The organism is Allorhizobium sp. Av2, from assembly GCF_021462805.2.
Classification (GTDB): domain Bacteria; phylum Pseudomonadota; class Alphaproteobacteria; order Rhizobiales; family Rhizobiaceae; genus Allorhizobium; species Allorhizobium vitis_G.
The window spans coordinates 238,696-255,150 of record NZ_CP192700.1 but is presented as its reverse complement, the minus strand read 5'-3'; the positions used below and the strand labels follow the sequence as shown (position 1 = coordinate 255,150).

13 protein-coding genes and 1 pseudogene are annotated in these 16,455 nt (G+C 57.2%); 12 read left to right on the top strand and 2 right to left on the bottom strand.

Annotated features, from left to right (window positions below):
- Positions 1-319 precede the first annotated feature (319 nt).
- From FS819_RS28485 to trbI, 12 genes and pseudogenes are all read left to right on the top strand, one after another.
- Positions 320-1,978, top strand: coding sequence for a Na/Pi cotransporter family protein (locus FS819_RS28485; protein WP_060716485.1), 1,659 nt, complete (start codon positions 320-322; stop codon positions 1,976-1,978).
- A 41-nt stretch (positions 1,979-2,019) separates the two neighbouring features.
- The gene (locus tag FS819_RS28480) at positions 2,020-3,051 is read left to right on the top strand and encodes an aldose 1-epimerase (protein ID WP_060716484.1); all 1,032 of its coding nucleotides are present in this window, start codon (positions 2,020-2,022) and stop codon (positions 3,049-3,051) included.
- Positions 3,052-3,212: 161 nt separating this feature from the next.
- Positions 3,213-4,679 (top strand): sucrose phosphorylase, encoded by a 1,467-nt coding sequence (gene gtfA, locus FS819_RS28475; protein WP_498724802.1) that lies wholly within the window; start codon positions 3,213-3,215, stop codon positions 4,677-4,679.
- A 120-nt stretch (positions 4,680-4,799) separates the two neighbouring features.
- Complete coding sequence (traR, locus tag FS819_RS28470) at positions 4,800-5,504, top strand: autoinducer-binding transcriptional regulator TraR (protein WP_156538608.1); 705 nt, start codon at positions 4,800-4,802, stop codon at positions 5,502-5,504.
- A gap of 44 nt (positions 5,505-5,548) precedes the next feature.
- A complete protein-coding gene (locus FS819_RS28465; protein ID WP_060716481.1) occupies positions 5,549-5,860 on the top strand; it encodes a hypothetical protein in 312 nt (103 codons plus the stop codon).
- 20 nt (positions 5,861-5,880) lie between these two features.
- A pseudogene (locus FS819_RS28460) lies at positions 5,881-6,099 on the top strand (methyl-accepting chemotaxis protein); the annotation flags it as partial.
- Positions 6,100-6,215: 116 nt separating this feature from the next.
- On the top strand, positions 6,216-7,076 hold the full coding sequence (locus FS819_RS28455; protein WP_234614335.1) for a DUF4158 domain-containing protein: 861 nt from the start codon (positions 6,216-6,218) through the stop codon (positions 7,074-7,076).
- Complete coding sequence (locus FS819_RS28450; protein ID WP_411910138.1) at positions 7,052-9,109, top strand: Tn3 family transposase; 2,058 nt, start codon at positions 7,052-7,054, stop codon at positions 9,107-9,109. Before FS819_RS28455 ends, FS819_RS28450 begins: the two co-directional genes overlap by 25 nt.
- Positions 9,110-9,199: 90 nt before the next feature.
- Positions 9,200-9,934 (top strand): alpha/beta fold hydrolase, encoded by a 735-nt coding sequence (locus FS819_RS28445; protein ID WP_060716479.1) that lies wholly within the window; start codon positions 9,200-9,202, stop codon positions 9,932-9,934.
- 45 nt (positions 9,935-9,979) lie between these two features.
- The gene (locus tag FS819_RS28440; RefSeq protein ID WP_234625151.1) at positions 9,980-10,819 is read left to right on the top strand and encodes a glyoxalase superfamily protein; all 840 of its coding nucleotides are present in this window, start codon (positions 9,980-9,982) and stop codon (positions 10,817-10,819) included.
- A 222-nt stretch (positions 10,820-11,041) separates the two neighbouring features.
- Positions 11,042-11,608 carry a recombinase family protein gene (locus tag FS819_RS28435; RefSeq protein ID WP_060716477.1) on the top strand — a complete coding sequence of 189 codons (567 nt, stop codon included), beginning with the start codon at positions 11,042-11,044 and terminating at the stop codon, positions 11,606-11,608.
- 100 nt (positions 11,609-11,708) lie between these two features.
- Positions 11,709-12,965 carry an IncP-type conjugal transfer protein TrbI gene (gene trbI / locus FS819_RS28430; RefSeq protein ID WP_060716596.1) on the top strand — a complete coding sequence of 419 codons (1,257 nt, stop codon included), beginning with the start codon at positions 11,709-11,711 and terminating at the stop codon, positions 12,963-12,965.
- A 53-nt stretch (positions 12,966-13,018) separates the two neighbouring features.
- Here trbI and FS819_RS28425 read toward each other — a convergent pair whose 3' ends face one another.
- Positions 13,019-14,884, bottom strand: coding sequence for a LysR family transcriptional regulator (locus FS819_RS28425; RefSeq protein WP_060716476.1), 1,866 nt, complete (start codon positions 14,882-14,884; stop codon positions 13,019-13,021).
- A gap of 175 nt (positions 14,885-15,059) precedes the next feature.
- Positions 15,060-16,397, bottom strand: a complete 1,338-nt coding sequence (locus FS819_RS28420; RefSeq protein ID WP_197433276.1) for an MmgE/PrpD family protein — start codon at positions 16,395-16,397, stop codon at positions 15,060-15,062.
- Between the last annotated feature and the right edge of the window lie 58 nt (positions 16,398-16,455).

Genomic DNA, 16,455 nt, shown 5'->3' with positions numbered 1-16,455 from the left:
AGCTCCCTGGCGACCGATGTCTGCTGGTGCAGATCAAGAGACAAGCAAGCTTGAGCTCTTCCCTGTCGCTCCCACCAAGGCCAGCGCCTTTCGCCAAAACAAGACACTTATCCTGCCCGCGTGGCAAAGTCGGCAGGATAACGGTGGGCAGCGATCCTCCCTTGCTGTCCACCGACCTTTTCAAGCTGCTGGATCGACGAAATACGTGAGGATCCTCATCGCGCGACGCGCGTCGGCCAAACCCGTGTCCATACCATCACCTTCAGCGGTCAACGTTCAGTCGTGCGGTGTGCCCGGCCGATCGAGAAAGGAATAGCCGTTGGAATCGACCATCGTCATGATCAATCTGCTTGGCGCCGTGGCATTGCTCTTGTTCGGCCTCTCTCAGGTGAAGGACGGCGCGACCCGCGCATTGGGAGCCAGATTGCGATCTGGTCTCGCAACGGGAACGCGCAGCAGTCCCCGTTCTTTCCTCTCCGGCTTCGTCGCCACCGTCGCCCTTCAAAGCTCCACGGCAACAGCACTGATGGTCTCGTCCTTTGTGGAACGGGAGCTGATCAAGCCAAGGATGGCGCAGGTAGTTCTGCTCGGCGCCAACGTTGGAACGGCTGTCACGGCATGGATTGTGGCAACCGGCATAGAATGGATTTCACCCGTTCTCCTTTTTCTTGGCATCATACTTCATCGGAGTGGCTCGACATCTCGCCAAGGCGCAGGAGCGGCACTGATCGGCATAGCCCTTATGTTGCTCTCTCTCCATCTGCTGAGCACCGCCACCGAGCCTTTGCGGCATTCTGCGGCGCTTGCAGCCTTTGTCGGTTTGCTCGACAACGCCTGGCCGGTGGCTATGATTTTCGCAGCCGTCATTGCCTTCGTGTCATCGTCAAGCCTCGCCGCCGTCATCCTCATTCTGTCACTGACGTCGGCAGGCATGCCGTCGGGTGGCCTCATCGTCGCACTGGTCCTTGGTGCAAATCTCGGCGGAGCCATTCCCCCCGTGATTGCATCGCTGTCAGGCTCAAGCGCCGCGAGGCGCGTTACCCTCGGCAATCTGATCGTCCGGGCGATTGGTTGTTTGTTGACCTTGCCCATCGCCCAGTCTTTGGCTGAATGGCTCGCCTTGATACCGCTCCCGCCATCGAAACTACCCGTCGATGCGCATCTTGCCTTCAACCTTGCGCTTGCGGCGCTCGCCTGGCCATGCTCAAGGCTTATCGCTCGCTGGATGGCAGTTCTCATCCCGGATCAAACCCAGGCGGAAAACACACCCAACTACCTCGACACGGACGAACTTTCGACGCCGGTCGTCGCTCTGGCCAGTGCGGCGAGAGAGGTGCTCGGCGTCGGCGATATTGTCGAGAAGATGCTCCTGAAGGTTTCCGATGCCTTCGACCGGAACACCACCGCGAGACTGGCGGACATTACCTCTCTCGAGCGTCAGGTCGATCGGTTGCAGCAGGAGATCAAAGTCTATCTTTCAAAGCTGGGACGTAACGGGCTGTCGGAGGAAGAGGGGCGCAGATCGATTGTCATCATCGACTACGCCATCAATCTCGAACATATCGGCGACATCATCGAAAAAGGCCTGGTGCCCGAAGTCACGAAAAAGGTCGCGCAGGGCCTGAAGTTCTCAGACGATGGTTTCGAGGAACTCCAGCAGCTTTTCCAGTTGACAATCGACAACCTCAGGATCGCGCAAACGATCCTGATTACTCGCGACATAAAACTCGCCACGCAGCTGATGGAAAGGAAGATCGACGTACGCCGCATGGAGAAACGCTCTTCGGAGCGTCATCTGGAACGCTTGCGCGACGGGCGCGCCGACAGCCTGCAAACGAGTTCACTTCATCTCGACATCCTTCGCGATCTCAAAAGGATCAATGCTCACATCACCTCGGTGGCGCATCCAATCATGGACGAAGAGGGCCTGCTTGGAGAAAGCCGGCTTCTCACCAGCAATTCTGCGCCTGACGCATAGGAACATTCGACGGCCCAATTCGATGGGTCGGACGCTCGATTATGGAGAAACTGGTGCTCAGTACCAATTCAGGACAAAGCCATACGACAATATCGTCGAAGACGATGCAGGGGATGGAAACGATCGAGGTTACAGGGCCCCGGTACCGTGCCCGAATAGCTTTGCAAGGCGCCACGCTTCTCGACTGGTGGCCAAGAAGCGTCGATGGTCTGGAAGACGAAAGCCTCGTTGACGGCTATCGTGACCTGCACGAACTGAAGTCGCAGAACGGCGTCCGCAATGGAATCCTCGCTCCGTTTACCAATCGCCTCACAGGAGGTCGATTCGATTTCGACGGCCGTGTCCACGAGCTTTCGCCGATCGCCGAAGGCGAAGATGAGGTTTATCACGGATTTGCACGTGTCAGGCTTTTTGCGCTTGGTCAGGTCGATTCTGACGGAGACAATCTCCGGATCGAGCTCATCCATAAAACGGCAGATGTCGGCGCCACCGGCTACCCGTACGATCTTAGAATCTCCGTTGTATATATGTTTTCTGCACATGAGGTCGAGCTTCAGATCGCCACCACGAACCTCGGCCAACAGCGAGCTCCCTATGCTGCTGGATGGCACCCCTATTTCAGATTGCCCGGAACCACCGCGATCGATGATCTGATTTTGCAGGTTCCATCGCGGTCTGTTGTCGAAACCGTTGATCTCATCCCCAAGGTCGCGTCGAACGGCGAGGTGAAGCTTCGAGACGACGATACCTTCAACGAGCCGGAGAGGATTGGGGATCGGGTTCTCGATTGCTGCTTTACGAACCTCGTGAATGAGAGAGGCACTCTACGCACGATCCTTGTTGATCCGGGCTCTGGAGCGGAATTGTCGGTATGGCAAGAACGCGGGCACATGCACGTTTTCACGGGTGACACCCTTGCGAGGGATCGACGCAGGTCCATCGCGCTCGAACCCGTTGAAGATTTGACAAACGCCTTCAATCTGCCGGGTCGCATCGATCACTTACTTCTCGATCCGGGGATAACTCGAACCTTCCGGTGCGGATTCACGTACGAGGAAGGCGAGAGATCATGACAACAATCTCATCGGCGAGGCTCTTTCGATGCTCTTTTTTGGACGAGCGGACCTTGATCGACAGCTGTCCTGGAGAAAGTCGACCGTCCTCGACTGAAGCAACTTACAGAAGTCGAAGACCAACGTACCTCAAGCGCCAGACAGTAGACCGAGAGTTTTGAATGAAAAACAGTGTACAACTTATCACCTACGTCGACCGGTTAAGCGGAGGCGGTTTCCCGGAGTTGAGAGCTTTGCTCGACGGGAGGCTACAAGGCCTGTTCGGCGGCGTCCATGCCTTGCCTTTCTTCAACCCGATCGACGGCGCTGATGCCGGGTTCGATCCCACCGATCACACGATTGTCGATCCTCGCCTCGGTAACTGGGATGACGTTCGCGGCCTAGCCGCTTCCGTGGAGATCATGGCCGATCTCATCGTCAACCACGTCTCGGCGCAATCGAGCTGGTTCCAGGACTTCATCACAAAGGGACCTGAATCAGAATTTGCAGACATGTTCATGACATTCGGCAAGGTCTTTCCCCGTGGTGCCAGCGAACAGGACCTCCTGAATATCTATCGGCCGCGCCCTGGCCTGCCGTTTTCAAAGGCCACGCTTGCAGATGGCCGCCAGCGGATGCTGTGGACCACATTCACCCCCCAACAGATCGACATTGATGTCCACAGTGCCCATGGCGCCTTATACTTGGAGACCATCCTCGATCGCTTTGCTGAAGCCAACGTAACGGCAATCCGCCTCGATGCCGCCGGCTACGCGATCAAGAAGGCCGGAACCAGTTGCTTCATGATTGATGAGACCTATGCCTTCCTTGCCAAGCTCGCCGAAAAGGCACGGGATCGCGGGATGGAGGTTCTTGTCGAAATTCACAGCTACTATCGTGACCAGATCGAAATCGCCAGGAAGGTTGACCGCGTATACGATTTCGCGCTGCCGCCACTGATATTGCATTCATTGTTCACGGGCGATGCGACAGCGCTGGCGCGTTGGCTGGAGATCAGCCCTCACAACGCAATCACCGTCCTCGACACTCACGACGGGATCGGCGTCATCGATGTCGGCGCGCACAGTGATGGCCGACCCGGACTTTTGGAACCGCAGGCAATCGACCATCTGGTCGAGGAGATTCACAGGCGCTCAGAGGGACAGAGCCGTTTGGCAACAGGCGCTGCAGCCTCTAACCTGGACCTCTATCAGGTGAACTGCACCTATTACGACGCGCTCGGCCGTAACGACGACGACTACCTCATCGCCCGCGCAATCCAGTTTTTCGCACCCGGTATCCCGCAAGTCTATTACGTCGGCCTCCTGGGCGGGATCAATGACATGGAATTGCTGGGAAAGACGGGCGTCGGGCGTGACATCAATCGGCACTTTTACGAAGACCGGGAAATTGATCTCGCTCTTGAATCGCCGCTCGTCAAACGACTGTCGGACTTGATCCGCTTCCGTAACACCCATCCGGCCTTCAATGGATCGTTCGAGGTAGCAACCGATGACACCGGAAGCCTTGTTCTAAGCTGGAATTTCGACGCCGAGTTTGCTCGGCTAGTAGTTTCGTTCTCCCAAGGCAAGGCAACGATCACGGCTTCAGGCTGCTACGATTTCACATTCTCAGGAGAGGCCGCATGAGCAACCTGGTGAGACCGGGAAGCCACATCCCATCTGAAGTTCAGCCATCGATGTCCTCGATATGCTGTCGGACGAACAGCGACGACGAGGATACTGGCGACACCTAGAAGGAGATAGAGAATGCAGCATTGGCTGGACAAGCTGACCGATCTTACGGCAATTGAGGGCGATGGGTGCATCCTCAAAACAGGGCTGGCGGACGTCGCCGACCATTTCGGCTTCACCGGCTATGCTTATCTCCACATCCAGCACAAGCACATCATCGCCGTGACCAACTATCATCACGATTGGCGGTCGCTCTACTTCGACAAGAAATTCGACGCTCTCGACCCGGTCGTCAAACGCGCAAGATCCAGGAAGCAGGTCTTCGCCTGGTCTGGCGAACAGGAGAGGCCGAAGCTATCGGAGGAAGAACGCGCCTTCTATGCACAAGCGGCCGATTTTGGCATCCGCTCCGGCATCACCATCCCCATCAGGACCGCCAACGGTTCGATGTCGATGTTCACGCTGGCGTCGGAGAGGACGGCAATCCCGCTTGATCGGGAGATCGATGCGGTTGCAGCAGCGGCGGCCGTCGGGCAGCTCCATGCCCGCATCTCCTTCCTTCGCACCTCGCCCACCGCGGAAGATGCCGCGTGGCTCGATCCAAAAGAGGCGACTTATCTGAGATGGATCGCCGTCGGTAAGACGATGGAGGAGATCGCGGACGTGGAGGGGGTCAAGTACAACAGTGTCCGCGTCAAGCTTCGCGAGGCAATGAAGCGCTTCGACGTCCGCAGCAAAGCTCATCTCACCGCGCTCGCGATCAGAAGGAAACTGATCTGAACGGAATACGATTTTGACCGCCGCACACTCGGGATCCCGGAGGAATGAAATTGGCAGATGGATTGCATTGCACATTGTACAGTTATTCGCCGGCAACCGCTCAGCGCAAGCAGCGCTGGCATGAAGACGGGGGTCAACGGCATTTCTATGGAACTGCAGAGGCTGCCCGCCAGGCGGTTCTCTACCTCAAGCGCGAAGTGAAGAGAGATCCTGAGCACGTGTGGGAGCCTATGCATCTTGAGAAACTAGAAATTGCCGTGCCTTCGACGGACGTTCTCGTTGTCTTGCTGAACCAGGGTGTCTCGTCGCTCGTCAAAAGCTGCGACATCATCGAGACCATCGACAACGTCGACTAATATGAGAACGCACAAACGACATGGTCGAGGAGCAAACGGCGGCGAGCCATAGTCTTGCATGCGAAGCTACGGCGCTGCTCGAATTGCCGGAGCAATTCAGGTTCGATGATGTGAAGCAGGCGCCAACCTCCAGCAACTGCGTTCACCATTGCCCAGCCGACGGGACTGCCTGGCGAGGGCCCCACGTGCTCCCGCTTCCCGCAACCCAGGGCTCAGCGCTCGGACCGGCAAAGGCCTAGTCGGCCCGAAGCTGCGATTTTGGCCAACCCGAAGAACGTTGTGGGAACATAGCCTGCGGGATTGACCTGATAAGCGTCTGTTCGTGACATTGCGCTCCGATTTGAGGAGCGTTGCAATGAGTACGGATATTTCGAGTTCGGATTTTGTCGGCCAATGGAGCCTGAGCTTCGCCGACATAGATTTCATCAATTCCAAACCGGCAATAACAAGGTTGGGTCTGGCAACGCAGTTGAAGTTCTTCAGCGCACGCGGTTTTTTCGCTGACGATGGCACATTGGTCCCGAACGATGCTGCCGAATATCTGGCCGAGCAGATCGGCGTCCGAGCCGACGAACTATCCGGCTATGATTTCAGCGGGAGAACTGCCCGTCGGCATTGCGCCGAGATTTTACAATATCTCGGATTTCGCCGCATGAAGCGGGTGGACCGGGAAGCGCTGTCTTTCTGGATTATCGACGACCTTTGCCCATCCGGCCGATCTGTCAGCGCTATGCTTGAGGCGGTGTTCCTCTGGTGCCGGGATCGCGATATCTATGGTCCCTCGGCCAAGGAACTGGAACGGCTGGTTCGCTCGCAACGCCAACAATATCTGGATGGTTGGCTTCATGAGGTGAGCGCCGCGCTTCCGCCTGAGACTGTTGCAGCGATGGAAAGCTCCCTGGCTGACGCAGAAGGACCGACGGGCTTCAATGCGATGAAAGCCGATGCAGGTCGGGCAACGCTGGACAACATTCTGGAAGTCACCGAGCGGCTGTCGTTCATCCGAAAGCTCGCTCTTCCCCGGCGTTTTCTCTCGAACATTAACCCGGCGTGGATTGAACATGTCGTCCGCCGCGTTTCCGGCGAAAAGGCGTCGGAGATGCGCCGTCACACGGAGGCTCGCCAACTCGCGCTTTATGCGGTGTATCTGATGGCGCGGGAAACGGCGATCACGGATGCGATGGTCTTCTGGTGGAGACGGTGCACAAGATCGTAACCCGGTCGAAACGAAAGGTGGTGGGCGATATCGCCAAAGATGTTGAGCGGGTCTATGGCAAGGAACGGCTGCTCGTCGATATTGCTACAGCATCGATTGACGATCCGGTTGGTCGCATTTGCGATGTCATTTTCCCGATTGTCGGCAAGGAAAAGCTGGCGGCGATCATCAAGGAGAGCAATGCCAAAGGCGCGCTTGACCGCCGCATTTACGCGGTGATGCGCAATTCATGGGCCAATCACTATCGTCGAATGCTGCCAAGTCTGCTTTCAGTGCTTGAGTTCCGCTCGAACAATACGGTCTGGCGACCGGTCTTGTCCGCTCTCGACTGGATCAGGGCGAGGCTGGATGATGGGTGCCGGTTCGTGCCGCAACACGAGGTGCCGATAGAAGGCGTGATCCCGGCAAAGTGGCGCAGTTCGGTCATCGACGGAAATGGTCGGGTCAACCGCATCAGTTATGAACTCTGCGTCCTGACCCAATTGCGGGAATGCATCCGGTCCAAGGAAATCTGGGTTGTCGGCGCTGACCGTTACCGCAATCCCGACGATGATCTGCCGAAGGATTTTGCGGCTCGACGCTCCTCTTATTACTCCCGGCTGAACCTGACGCGAAATGCCAGCGAATTTGTAACGTCAGTTCGCAAAGAGTTGGAGCATGCGTTGCTACTGCTGAATGAGACAATCCCGCGAAACGAGAAGGTTCGCATCCTCTGGCGCGGCGAAAACCGGATTTCGATCACGCCTTTCAAGCCAGCGCCAGAGCCGAAGGGGCTGGCCGCCATCAAATCGGAAATCGGTCAGCGCTGGCCGATGACCGGCCTTCTTGATGTCCTGAAGGAAGCAGCCCTCGACACTGGGCTTCTCGACGCGTTCGAAACGTCGGCGTCCCGCGTCGCGCTGCCCAAGGCTGTTCTGGATCAACGACTGCTTCTTTGCCTCTATGGCCTCGGCACCAATGCCGGGCTGAAGCGGGTCGCCGGTGCCAGCTATGAGGAGCTTCTGCATGTGCATCGTCGCTTCGTTCACGCGGGCGCTTTGCGGGAAGCCTGCGGTCGGGTCGCCAATGCCACGCTTGCAATTCGCAATGCAGCGGTCTGGGGTGATGCAGGAACCGCCTGCGCATCGGATTCCACTAAATTCGGAGCCTGGGATCGCAACCTGATGACCGAATGGCATGCCCGCTATGGCGGGCGCGGCGTTATGATTTACTGGCATGTCGAAAAGCGCGCCACCTGCGTCTATTCCCAGCTCAAACGGTGTTCGTCATCGGAGGTCGCATCGATGATCGAAGGCGTTCTCCGGCATTGCACCGATCTGGAAATCCAGCGGCAATATGTCGACAGCCACGGGCAGAGCGCCGTTGGTTTTGCCTTTTGCCGGTTGCTCGGCTTTGAACTCGCCCCACGCCTGAAGGCGATTGCCCGGCAGAAACTGGCGTTACCGGATGCGAGCTTCCGGACAAGATTGCCGAACCTGCTTCCGATCCTTTCCAACCCGATCAACTGGGAGGAGATCGAGCAGCAATATGACGAAATGGTCAAATATGCCGCCGCCATGCAGACGCGCACAGCTGACCCCGAGGCGATCCTGCGCCGTTTCGCGCGGGCGGAAGTGATGCACCCGACCTACAGAGCGTTGAGCGAGCTTGGTCGCGCGGTCAAGACGATCTTTCTATGTCGCTATTTACGGCAAGAAGCATTTCGTCGGGAAATTCATGAAGGGCTTAATGTTGTTGAAAATTGGAACAGCGCCAACGGGTTCGTCTTCTTCGGCAAGGGCGGTGAGATGGCAACCAACCGCACCGATGAGCAGGAGGTTTCCGCGCTGGCGCTGCATCTGCCTCAAGCATCGCTCGTCTATGTGAATACGCGCATGCTGCAAACGGTGCTCGCCGAACCGTTGTGGGAAGGCCGCATGGCACCGGAAGATTATCGCGGCCTCACGCCGCTGATCTATGCCCACGTCAATCCCTACGGCCGGTTCGATCTCGATCTGGACAGCCGGATAGATTTCGGCAAAATCGCTGCCTGAGCAGCGGCGCGAAAGTGCGCGTTGCAAAACTCAAGCGCAAAATTCCAACTTCTGTTGGGATTATTGCGACAAATAAGAGAATGTCGATATATGGAAATGTTGCTTTTGCACGCGTTGCCTTTCGACGGCTCGATGTGGGCGGACCAAATGCATCTGCTGCCCGGATCGACCTTTGCACCAACGCTCTATTCTTTGGGTGAGAATATCGAGGAGTGGGCCGTCAAAGCTCTGGAGCTGGTTGAAGGTGATCATATCATCGTCGTTGGTTGTTCGATTGGGGGGTCTTGTGCGCTGGAAGTTGCCGCACTTGCACCCGACCGAATAGCAGCTCTGGTTCTGATCGGAACGAAAGCGCGCCACAGGCCGGAGCCGGCCTTCCAATCTTCGGCTCTGAAATTGCTTCAGGAACAGGGGCCAGAAGCAGCATGGGAAACCTATTGGGCTCCGCTATTTTCAAGATCAACCGACTGTCAGGTGGTCGAGACCGCGAAGACCAACGCGCTTCGACAGTCGCTACACGACATTGAGAACGGTGTCAGGGTGTTTCACACGCGGCCGAGCAGAGACCAGGTTCTGTCAAGCTTACCGAAGCCAATTCTGGTCGTCACCGGCGAAGACGACATTGCGCCTGGTCTCAAGACTAGTTCGAAGCAGGCGAAGCAGGCACAACATGGGCGGCTTCAGATCGTCCCAGATTGTGGTCATTACGTTCCACTGGAACGGCCCGGATATCTCAACGGGGTGCTGAACGAGCTGATCCTGTCTTTACGCCCGGCGAGCCTTGACAGGAATCGGCCGAACGAACATTTTTGCAAGCAAGGTTGATGCTGCCGGCCGCTCACGCCCATCCGGGATGGTGAAAGCATCTGAATGACGATCAATTTCCTTGCGAGAGGTCGATCCGTCAGCAACGTGAGCACTGGCTTTTGGATTGACCCATCACAGGGAAACTCAATGCACACCTACCGAGACGCCAAACGTATGGCGAAAGTTCTCGAATCTTCTCTACGCGAGAAGAATGTCGATATCTCTCACGGCGAAAGCCTGAATATCATCGCAAAGCAATTTGGGCTGGATGATTGGAATACCCTCTCAGCTAGGATCAAGCGGACCGAAGCCTCCGATGCACGCCGCATGCAAGCGCTTCAGTCCTGGGATTTCGTGGGCGAGCACCCAACCGAATTCGATTATGGAGTTGATGACAACGCACTCGGGTCCGGCCGGAGGGCGGCGCTGATCCGCTACACACGGTTCCCATTCACACGATATCGCGATACGGCACGGGTGTTCGGAACGCTCGCGCAAACCATCGCGGCAACACCCTACCATGGAAAACGGCTTGAAATTCGCGCGGACTTGGCGACCGAGCGGGTTTCGCACGGCGCAACCCTATGGGCGCGGGTCGATAAATCGCCTGGACACTCCCTCGCATTCGACAATTTGAAGCATCACCCTGACGGATGGCTCTTTGGTGACAATGGTTGGACCACCCGCAGGATCGTCGTGGATGTGCCATCGGAAGGCATATCGCTTTTCTTTGGTTTCTTCTTGAAGGGAACCGGCGCTGTCTGGGCGGCAAATTTTGGGCTTACAGTTGTGGACAACACCGTTCCGCTAACCCGCGAGCCGAAAGACCAAGCACCACGCGAAATGGGTTGGATTACGCCTCAAAACCTCGACTTTTCGAAAGTCGTCGATTTGATCTCTTGAAGAGCAGGGAGCGGGAAGCCTTCCCGCTCCCTTGTCGCAAATGTCGGTCGGAAAAGTCTGCCTGAAGCGGGTGACTTTTGCGACAGCGTTTTGCCCAGCGTCACTTTTGGGTATACCCTAGCGAGACGTTGGAGAGTTACGCAACGATGTGTAACAAAAAGGTGGATTTTCGATCAAAGTGACGTTACGCAATCGAAACCACCCTAATGTGACAGATTCGCAATGGCCCGCATCGGATACGCTCGCGTCAGCACCACAGACCAGGATCTCGATATTCAAAACGAGCGGCTGAAGGCCGCCGGTTGCGAAATCATCCGGTCAGAAACCGGATCGGGAGCCTCCCGGAGAGGTCGCTCTGAGCTGGAAACCATCATGCAGTTTCTGCATGCAAGCGACGAACTGGTGGTTCTGCGGCTTGATCGGCTCGGTCGATCTACCCGCGATGTTCTCAATCTCGTTCAGGAGCTTGACGAAAAGGGCGCATCCCTGCGCGTCCTTGAACCGGAAGTCACGACGGCAGGCAGCATGGGCCGAATGGTCATCACCATCCTCGGCATGGTCGCCGACATGGAACTCAAGTTCATCAAGGACCGGCAACGAGCGGGTATCGACGCGGCAAAAGCTGACGGCATCTATAAGGGCCGGAAAAAGAATGTCGATGACGCCGAAATCCGCCGGCGGATTGCTGCTGGCGCGACCAAAGCCGCCGTTGCCCGCGACCTGAACATTTCCAGGATGACTGTCTACCGCGCCTTGGAAGGTCAAGGCGCACCGTCAGATTCTATTTGATCACGAGTTCGCCATCTGTTCTTTGAGTTGGCCAAAATCGCAGCTTCGGGCCGACTGGGCCAAGCTCGGCGGCGCCAAGAACGAGGAGACGGGCTCCGGTATGCGCCGGATCAACCGTCTGCCGATCATCGTCGTGGTCGTGCTGGTCGTCGCCTTCCTCGCCGTCATCTTCTTCGGCCTGACGTCGCGCGGGCTTTATTTCCGCGACACCGGACCGGACACAAGCTCCGGCAATCCGGCGTCAACCTTCGCCGATCAGATCAAGCGCGGCGTTTCGGACGGCATCATCGGCGAGCCGCAGCAGGTGACGACGCTGCAGCCGACGCCGGTCGAGACGCAGGAAGAGAAGCGCTCGGTCAATCCGTTCACCCCGCAGCCCGGTCAAAGGCAAGAGGCACGGCCGGAACAGCAACTGGAATCTGAACAGGCCTGGCGCGCCCGTTTGCAGCGCGAGCAGGAAGAGCAATATCTTCGTGAGCGGCAGCGCCAGAGAATGGCCCGGCTGCAGGCCAATGACGCCGCCTATGACTCACCGATCGCTGTCGACCGCGGCAAGTTCGACAGGCAGGGATCAGATACAAACGACACCGCCGCGACGAAGACGAACGGCGTTTCCACTGCGACGACACCGGGCGCATCCGACCTGTACTCGGCCGCTCTTCGTGCGGGACTCGGCGGTCAAAATGTTGATCCGAACGGCCAGAAATCCAAGGAGGATTTCTTCAATGCCGACCTCAAGGAGCTCGGCTATCTTCCGAACCGTGTCGTGCCCCAGCAGTCGCTTTACGAACTCAAGCGCGGCTCGGTCGTTCCCGCGACCTTGATCACCGGGATCAATTCCGACCTTCCCGGTCGCATCACCGCCCAGGTGAGCCAGAACGTCTATGATTCAGCGACGGGACATCGGCTTCTGATCCCGCAGGGAACGAAACTGTTCGGTCGGTACGACAGCAAGGTCTCGTTTGGCCAGAGCCGTGTTCTGGTCGTCTGGACCGACATCATCTTCCCGAACGGCTCAACGCTCCAGATCGGCGGCATGGCTGGCACAGACGCGCAAGGTTACAGCGGCTTTCGCGACAAGGTCGATAGGAAGTGGCTCCAGACATTTGGATCGGCGATCCTCATTGCGGTGATCGGCACGGGGATCGACATGGCCGTTCCGCAGAGTTCGACGCTGGCGACACAGGACACCGCCTCGGATGCCGCCCGGCGGAATTTTGCCGAGACCTTCGGTCGTGTCGCAGACCGGACCATCCAGAGAAATATGGACGTGCAGCCGACTCTCGAGATCCGGCCGGGTTACAAGTTCAATGTCCTTGTCGACCAGGACATCGTTTTTCCTGGGACATATCGATGAGCGCTTGGCCGGACAAACGGTCGCCCATCTTTTTGTTTCTTGGTGTATCGCGCTCAGAACGTGCCGGCAAACGCGTCCTTTATATGCCCAACTAGCCGACGTTCGATTTCACTGAGTGGATTGTCGGTGGAAAAAATCGCCCATAGACGCCGTCTGGGCACGATATGGTCGAGGGGGAAGGCCTCTACCAAGTCATCCTCAAGCTCCTTGCGCACGACAGAAGCGGGCAATATCGTCCCGAATGGCGAGCGCCGTATGACCGAAACAATCAACGGGATTGAGCCAAGTCGCATGACTGGTTCGAGTTGCACCGTCGCCTTGGCAAGCGCCGTAATCAGAGTTTGATGCATCGTCACTTGTGCCGGTGCCAGAATGAGCGGAATTCCCCGTAGCTCGTCGGCAGACACGCGTTTGGATTGTGGACAAAACCCAACGTTCTTATTTACGATTAACGAAATGTCTTCGCTCGCGCCTACGGGTAAACTCCCGACTTGAAGGTCAACTCTCCCCACGACAGCTATATTAAGTTGACCGCTGCGTACTCCTCCATGGAGAGTGTCACGGGGACCTTCAACGACTTCAATCCGGCAATCTGGAAATTCACGGTGAAACGCGCTCAACGCTTCGGCCATGCATTCCGACGTGCGCGAATCGCTGCTCCAGCTCGGGGGTAGACCGATGCGAATAGACTGCCGGAACTCCGCAGCCACCTTGCCGCTCTTTGCGAGAGCATCATTGAAGCATTGTTCGATCCCAAGGCAGATAGGATGTAGCCTCATGGCGGATTCCGTTGGAGTGGAACCCCCGCGGCCCTTAACAATCAATGAGGTTTCCAGGGCAGTTTCAAGCAGAGCGATCTGCGTCGGGACCATAGGAGCAGTCAGGCCAACAGCGCGCGCAGCGGCGGCCATGCTGCCCGTTTTCACGACAAGGTTGAACGTTGCTATCTGCTTTAGCGTCGCCGCAGGGCTGAAGGGCTGGAAGCGGCCGCCGGACGAGCCGTCTGTTGAAAGAGACCGCCGCAACTCTGCCAGGAATGTTTGCATAACGGGGTCCAATCCCGACTCGCGCGCATGAATGACGCAAGGTGGACCATCAGGCACCGCGTACATTCGTGGTGCAATATCTGCAATACGGGCTGGCATAAGCGGCCGCGGCAACAGAAGGTCATGACTGGAAAAGAGAAGTGCCATGCCGAAGTAGTCTTGAAGGCCAACTGCCGCTGTACCGACTTTGTGCGACAGCCGGGGCCAATTAGGGTGTCGTGCTATGTCATCGCTCAATGTTCCCGGGAGTTCGGGAACTATCATGTCTCTGAGCGCATCCTTATTCATCTGCGGATCGAACGCACCTTCACCTACCGCCATCCACGTACCGATGGGCATCACGGAAGGTTCGTCTGGTCTGTTATTTCCTTTGGTGCACCGGACGGACAACTCCAATATTGACGAGGAGTTTGCAATCATAGGCTGCTGGTCGGCGCGTGACTCAAAAGGCGAATGACGCGACGAAATAAGATCGAGAAAGCAATCCTGCTGGATGGAATGCACGCGTCGGATCGCGTCCTGGACAGCAAGCGCCATATACGTTCCTGTATATGCTTCGTCCAATTGGATGATAACGCTTCGAATAGTTTCTTCGGCGCCCGAGCGAACGCGCAGGCGCAGGCGCAGAAATTCCTCCGCCAGCAGAAGGCGGACACTCCGATTATACAGCCAAACGGCTGATGGCAGCGGCCACATGTTCCGACCGTGGCGAGCGAAGAGTTTCAACCCAAGCCGCGTTTCCAACCCATGCAGTCGTGCGCTGAAGGCAGAGGTTGTGAGTCCAATCGCATCCGCCGCTCGCGACATGCTGATACTATCGCAGGCGGTGATAAAAGCTGCCAGATGTGAGAGGTCTATTTTCGGCGTGGTCATCCTGGCCCAACTCCTCACATTCTAGACGCATTGACTATTAAAGCGCGTCCCCTCGCTAACTCTCTGAAACGCCTGACGATGTGCGCGTGCTAGAGCGTTGCTACTGAAGGCGCGGATTCACTTACCCAGGACACTATTGTTCTGGCCAGTATTCCCGGCAAGGCCTGCTGGAAAATCATGTGCGCAAGAGATCGAGAAATTCGGACTGTTTATCCATTTCTCGCAATCCTGCAAAAAGCGTTTCAGGATGGACCGGCCTAAGTCTCCCGGCTCGCGCCAGGCCGTCCCGCAGCTTTCCGATGATATCTTCCCAATCTGCGGGGGTTTCTGGAGATCCTCGGGGAACGTCCCGGTACGCCGTCAAACGTAATCCGCCCTTCAGGATTACCTCGATTTCCCCAGCGTCCTTCTCGTCTGGGCGAACGACCATGTGAACCTTAGGCATGAGCAATGCGATATCGTCATGCCCCAGAGCGGCCGTTTCGAAATCGTCCAGTGTCACTTTGCCGCGCGCCAACGCCACGGCGACTGTGTAGTTCATGCTGAATTTGCCCTCGATGCCGGTAGCCGGATTGGGGAAGCGCAAGTAATGCGTGCATTCTTCGCGAACCGCACACGTGACTTGCTCAATTCTTTCCGGGTCGATCGCATGACGGCGTTGAATTTCAATCGCCCCGTCGATGGCCAGATGGGTGCAACTGCAGCATGGGTAAAGCTTTACAGCGAGGCCAGGAGAAACCAGTTCCCAAACGTCACCAATTCCAGAGAGGTCGATGCGGTCCTTAGATCGGTCGGTTAGTGCGGCCAGAAACCCATTCTCGGCCTCCAGGATATCCGCGCCGGCGGAGAAACCTTGCTCGGCAAGCGCGGCGGCGAGATAGGCGGCCTGCGCCGCACGCCCACAATGGAGGCTTTTGGTCATGGTTCCCGTGTTACCCAGAAGCCCTCCAGCGAAAGAAGAGGCGATTGCCAGGGCACGCTCGGTTTGACCGGTATGAAGACCACGAAGATGGGCGGCGGCAGCCGCGGCGCCGAGAGTTCCGAGGGTCGACATAGTGTGCCAACCGCGACGCGTATGTGCCGTGCCGATGGCGCTGCCGAGCTTGCAAGCTACCTCGATCCCAACAGCATAGGCGCGAAGCATTGCCATACCGCTCGCTTTTGTCGCAACGGCGGTCGGTATCAGCGCGCTGACGATGGGCGCGCTGGGATGACCATTCATCGAATACTCGCTGGTATCGTCAAAATCGTCCGCGTGCGCGCAGACACCGATAAGCATGGCCGCCAGAGCCGGATCGCTCCAGCGTCCCAAACCGGGGGCGATAAATGGCGCGTTGTCGTCGGAAGGTGCGCAGACCCGCTCCAAAAGCGCTACGGCTTCAGAAGCGGAACCGGCATAGATGCATGCCAGAGTATCCGCGATATGTAGCTTGGCTTTTTCCGAAACCTCCGTCGGCAATTCGCGTACGTTCGCGATGAATTCCGAAAGGCGGGTAGTTGCGGAGATAGCCATGACGATTGTTCCATTGCGTCGATCCGCAGGGTTTCGGACCGTCATTTAAGCCTCTCCG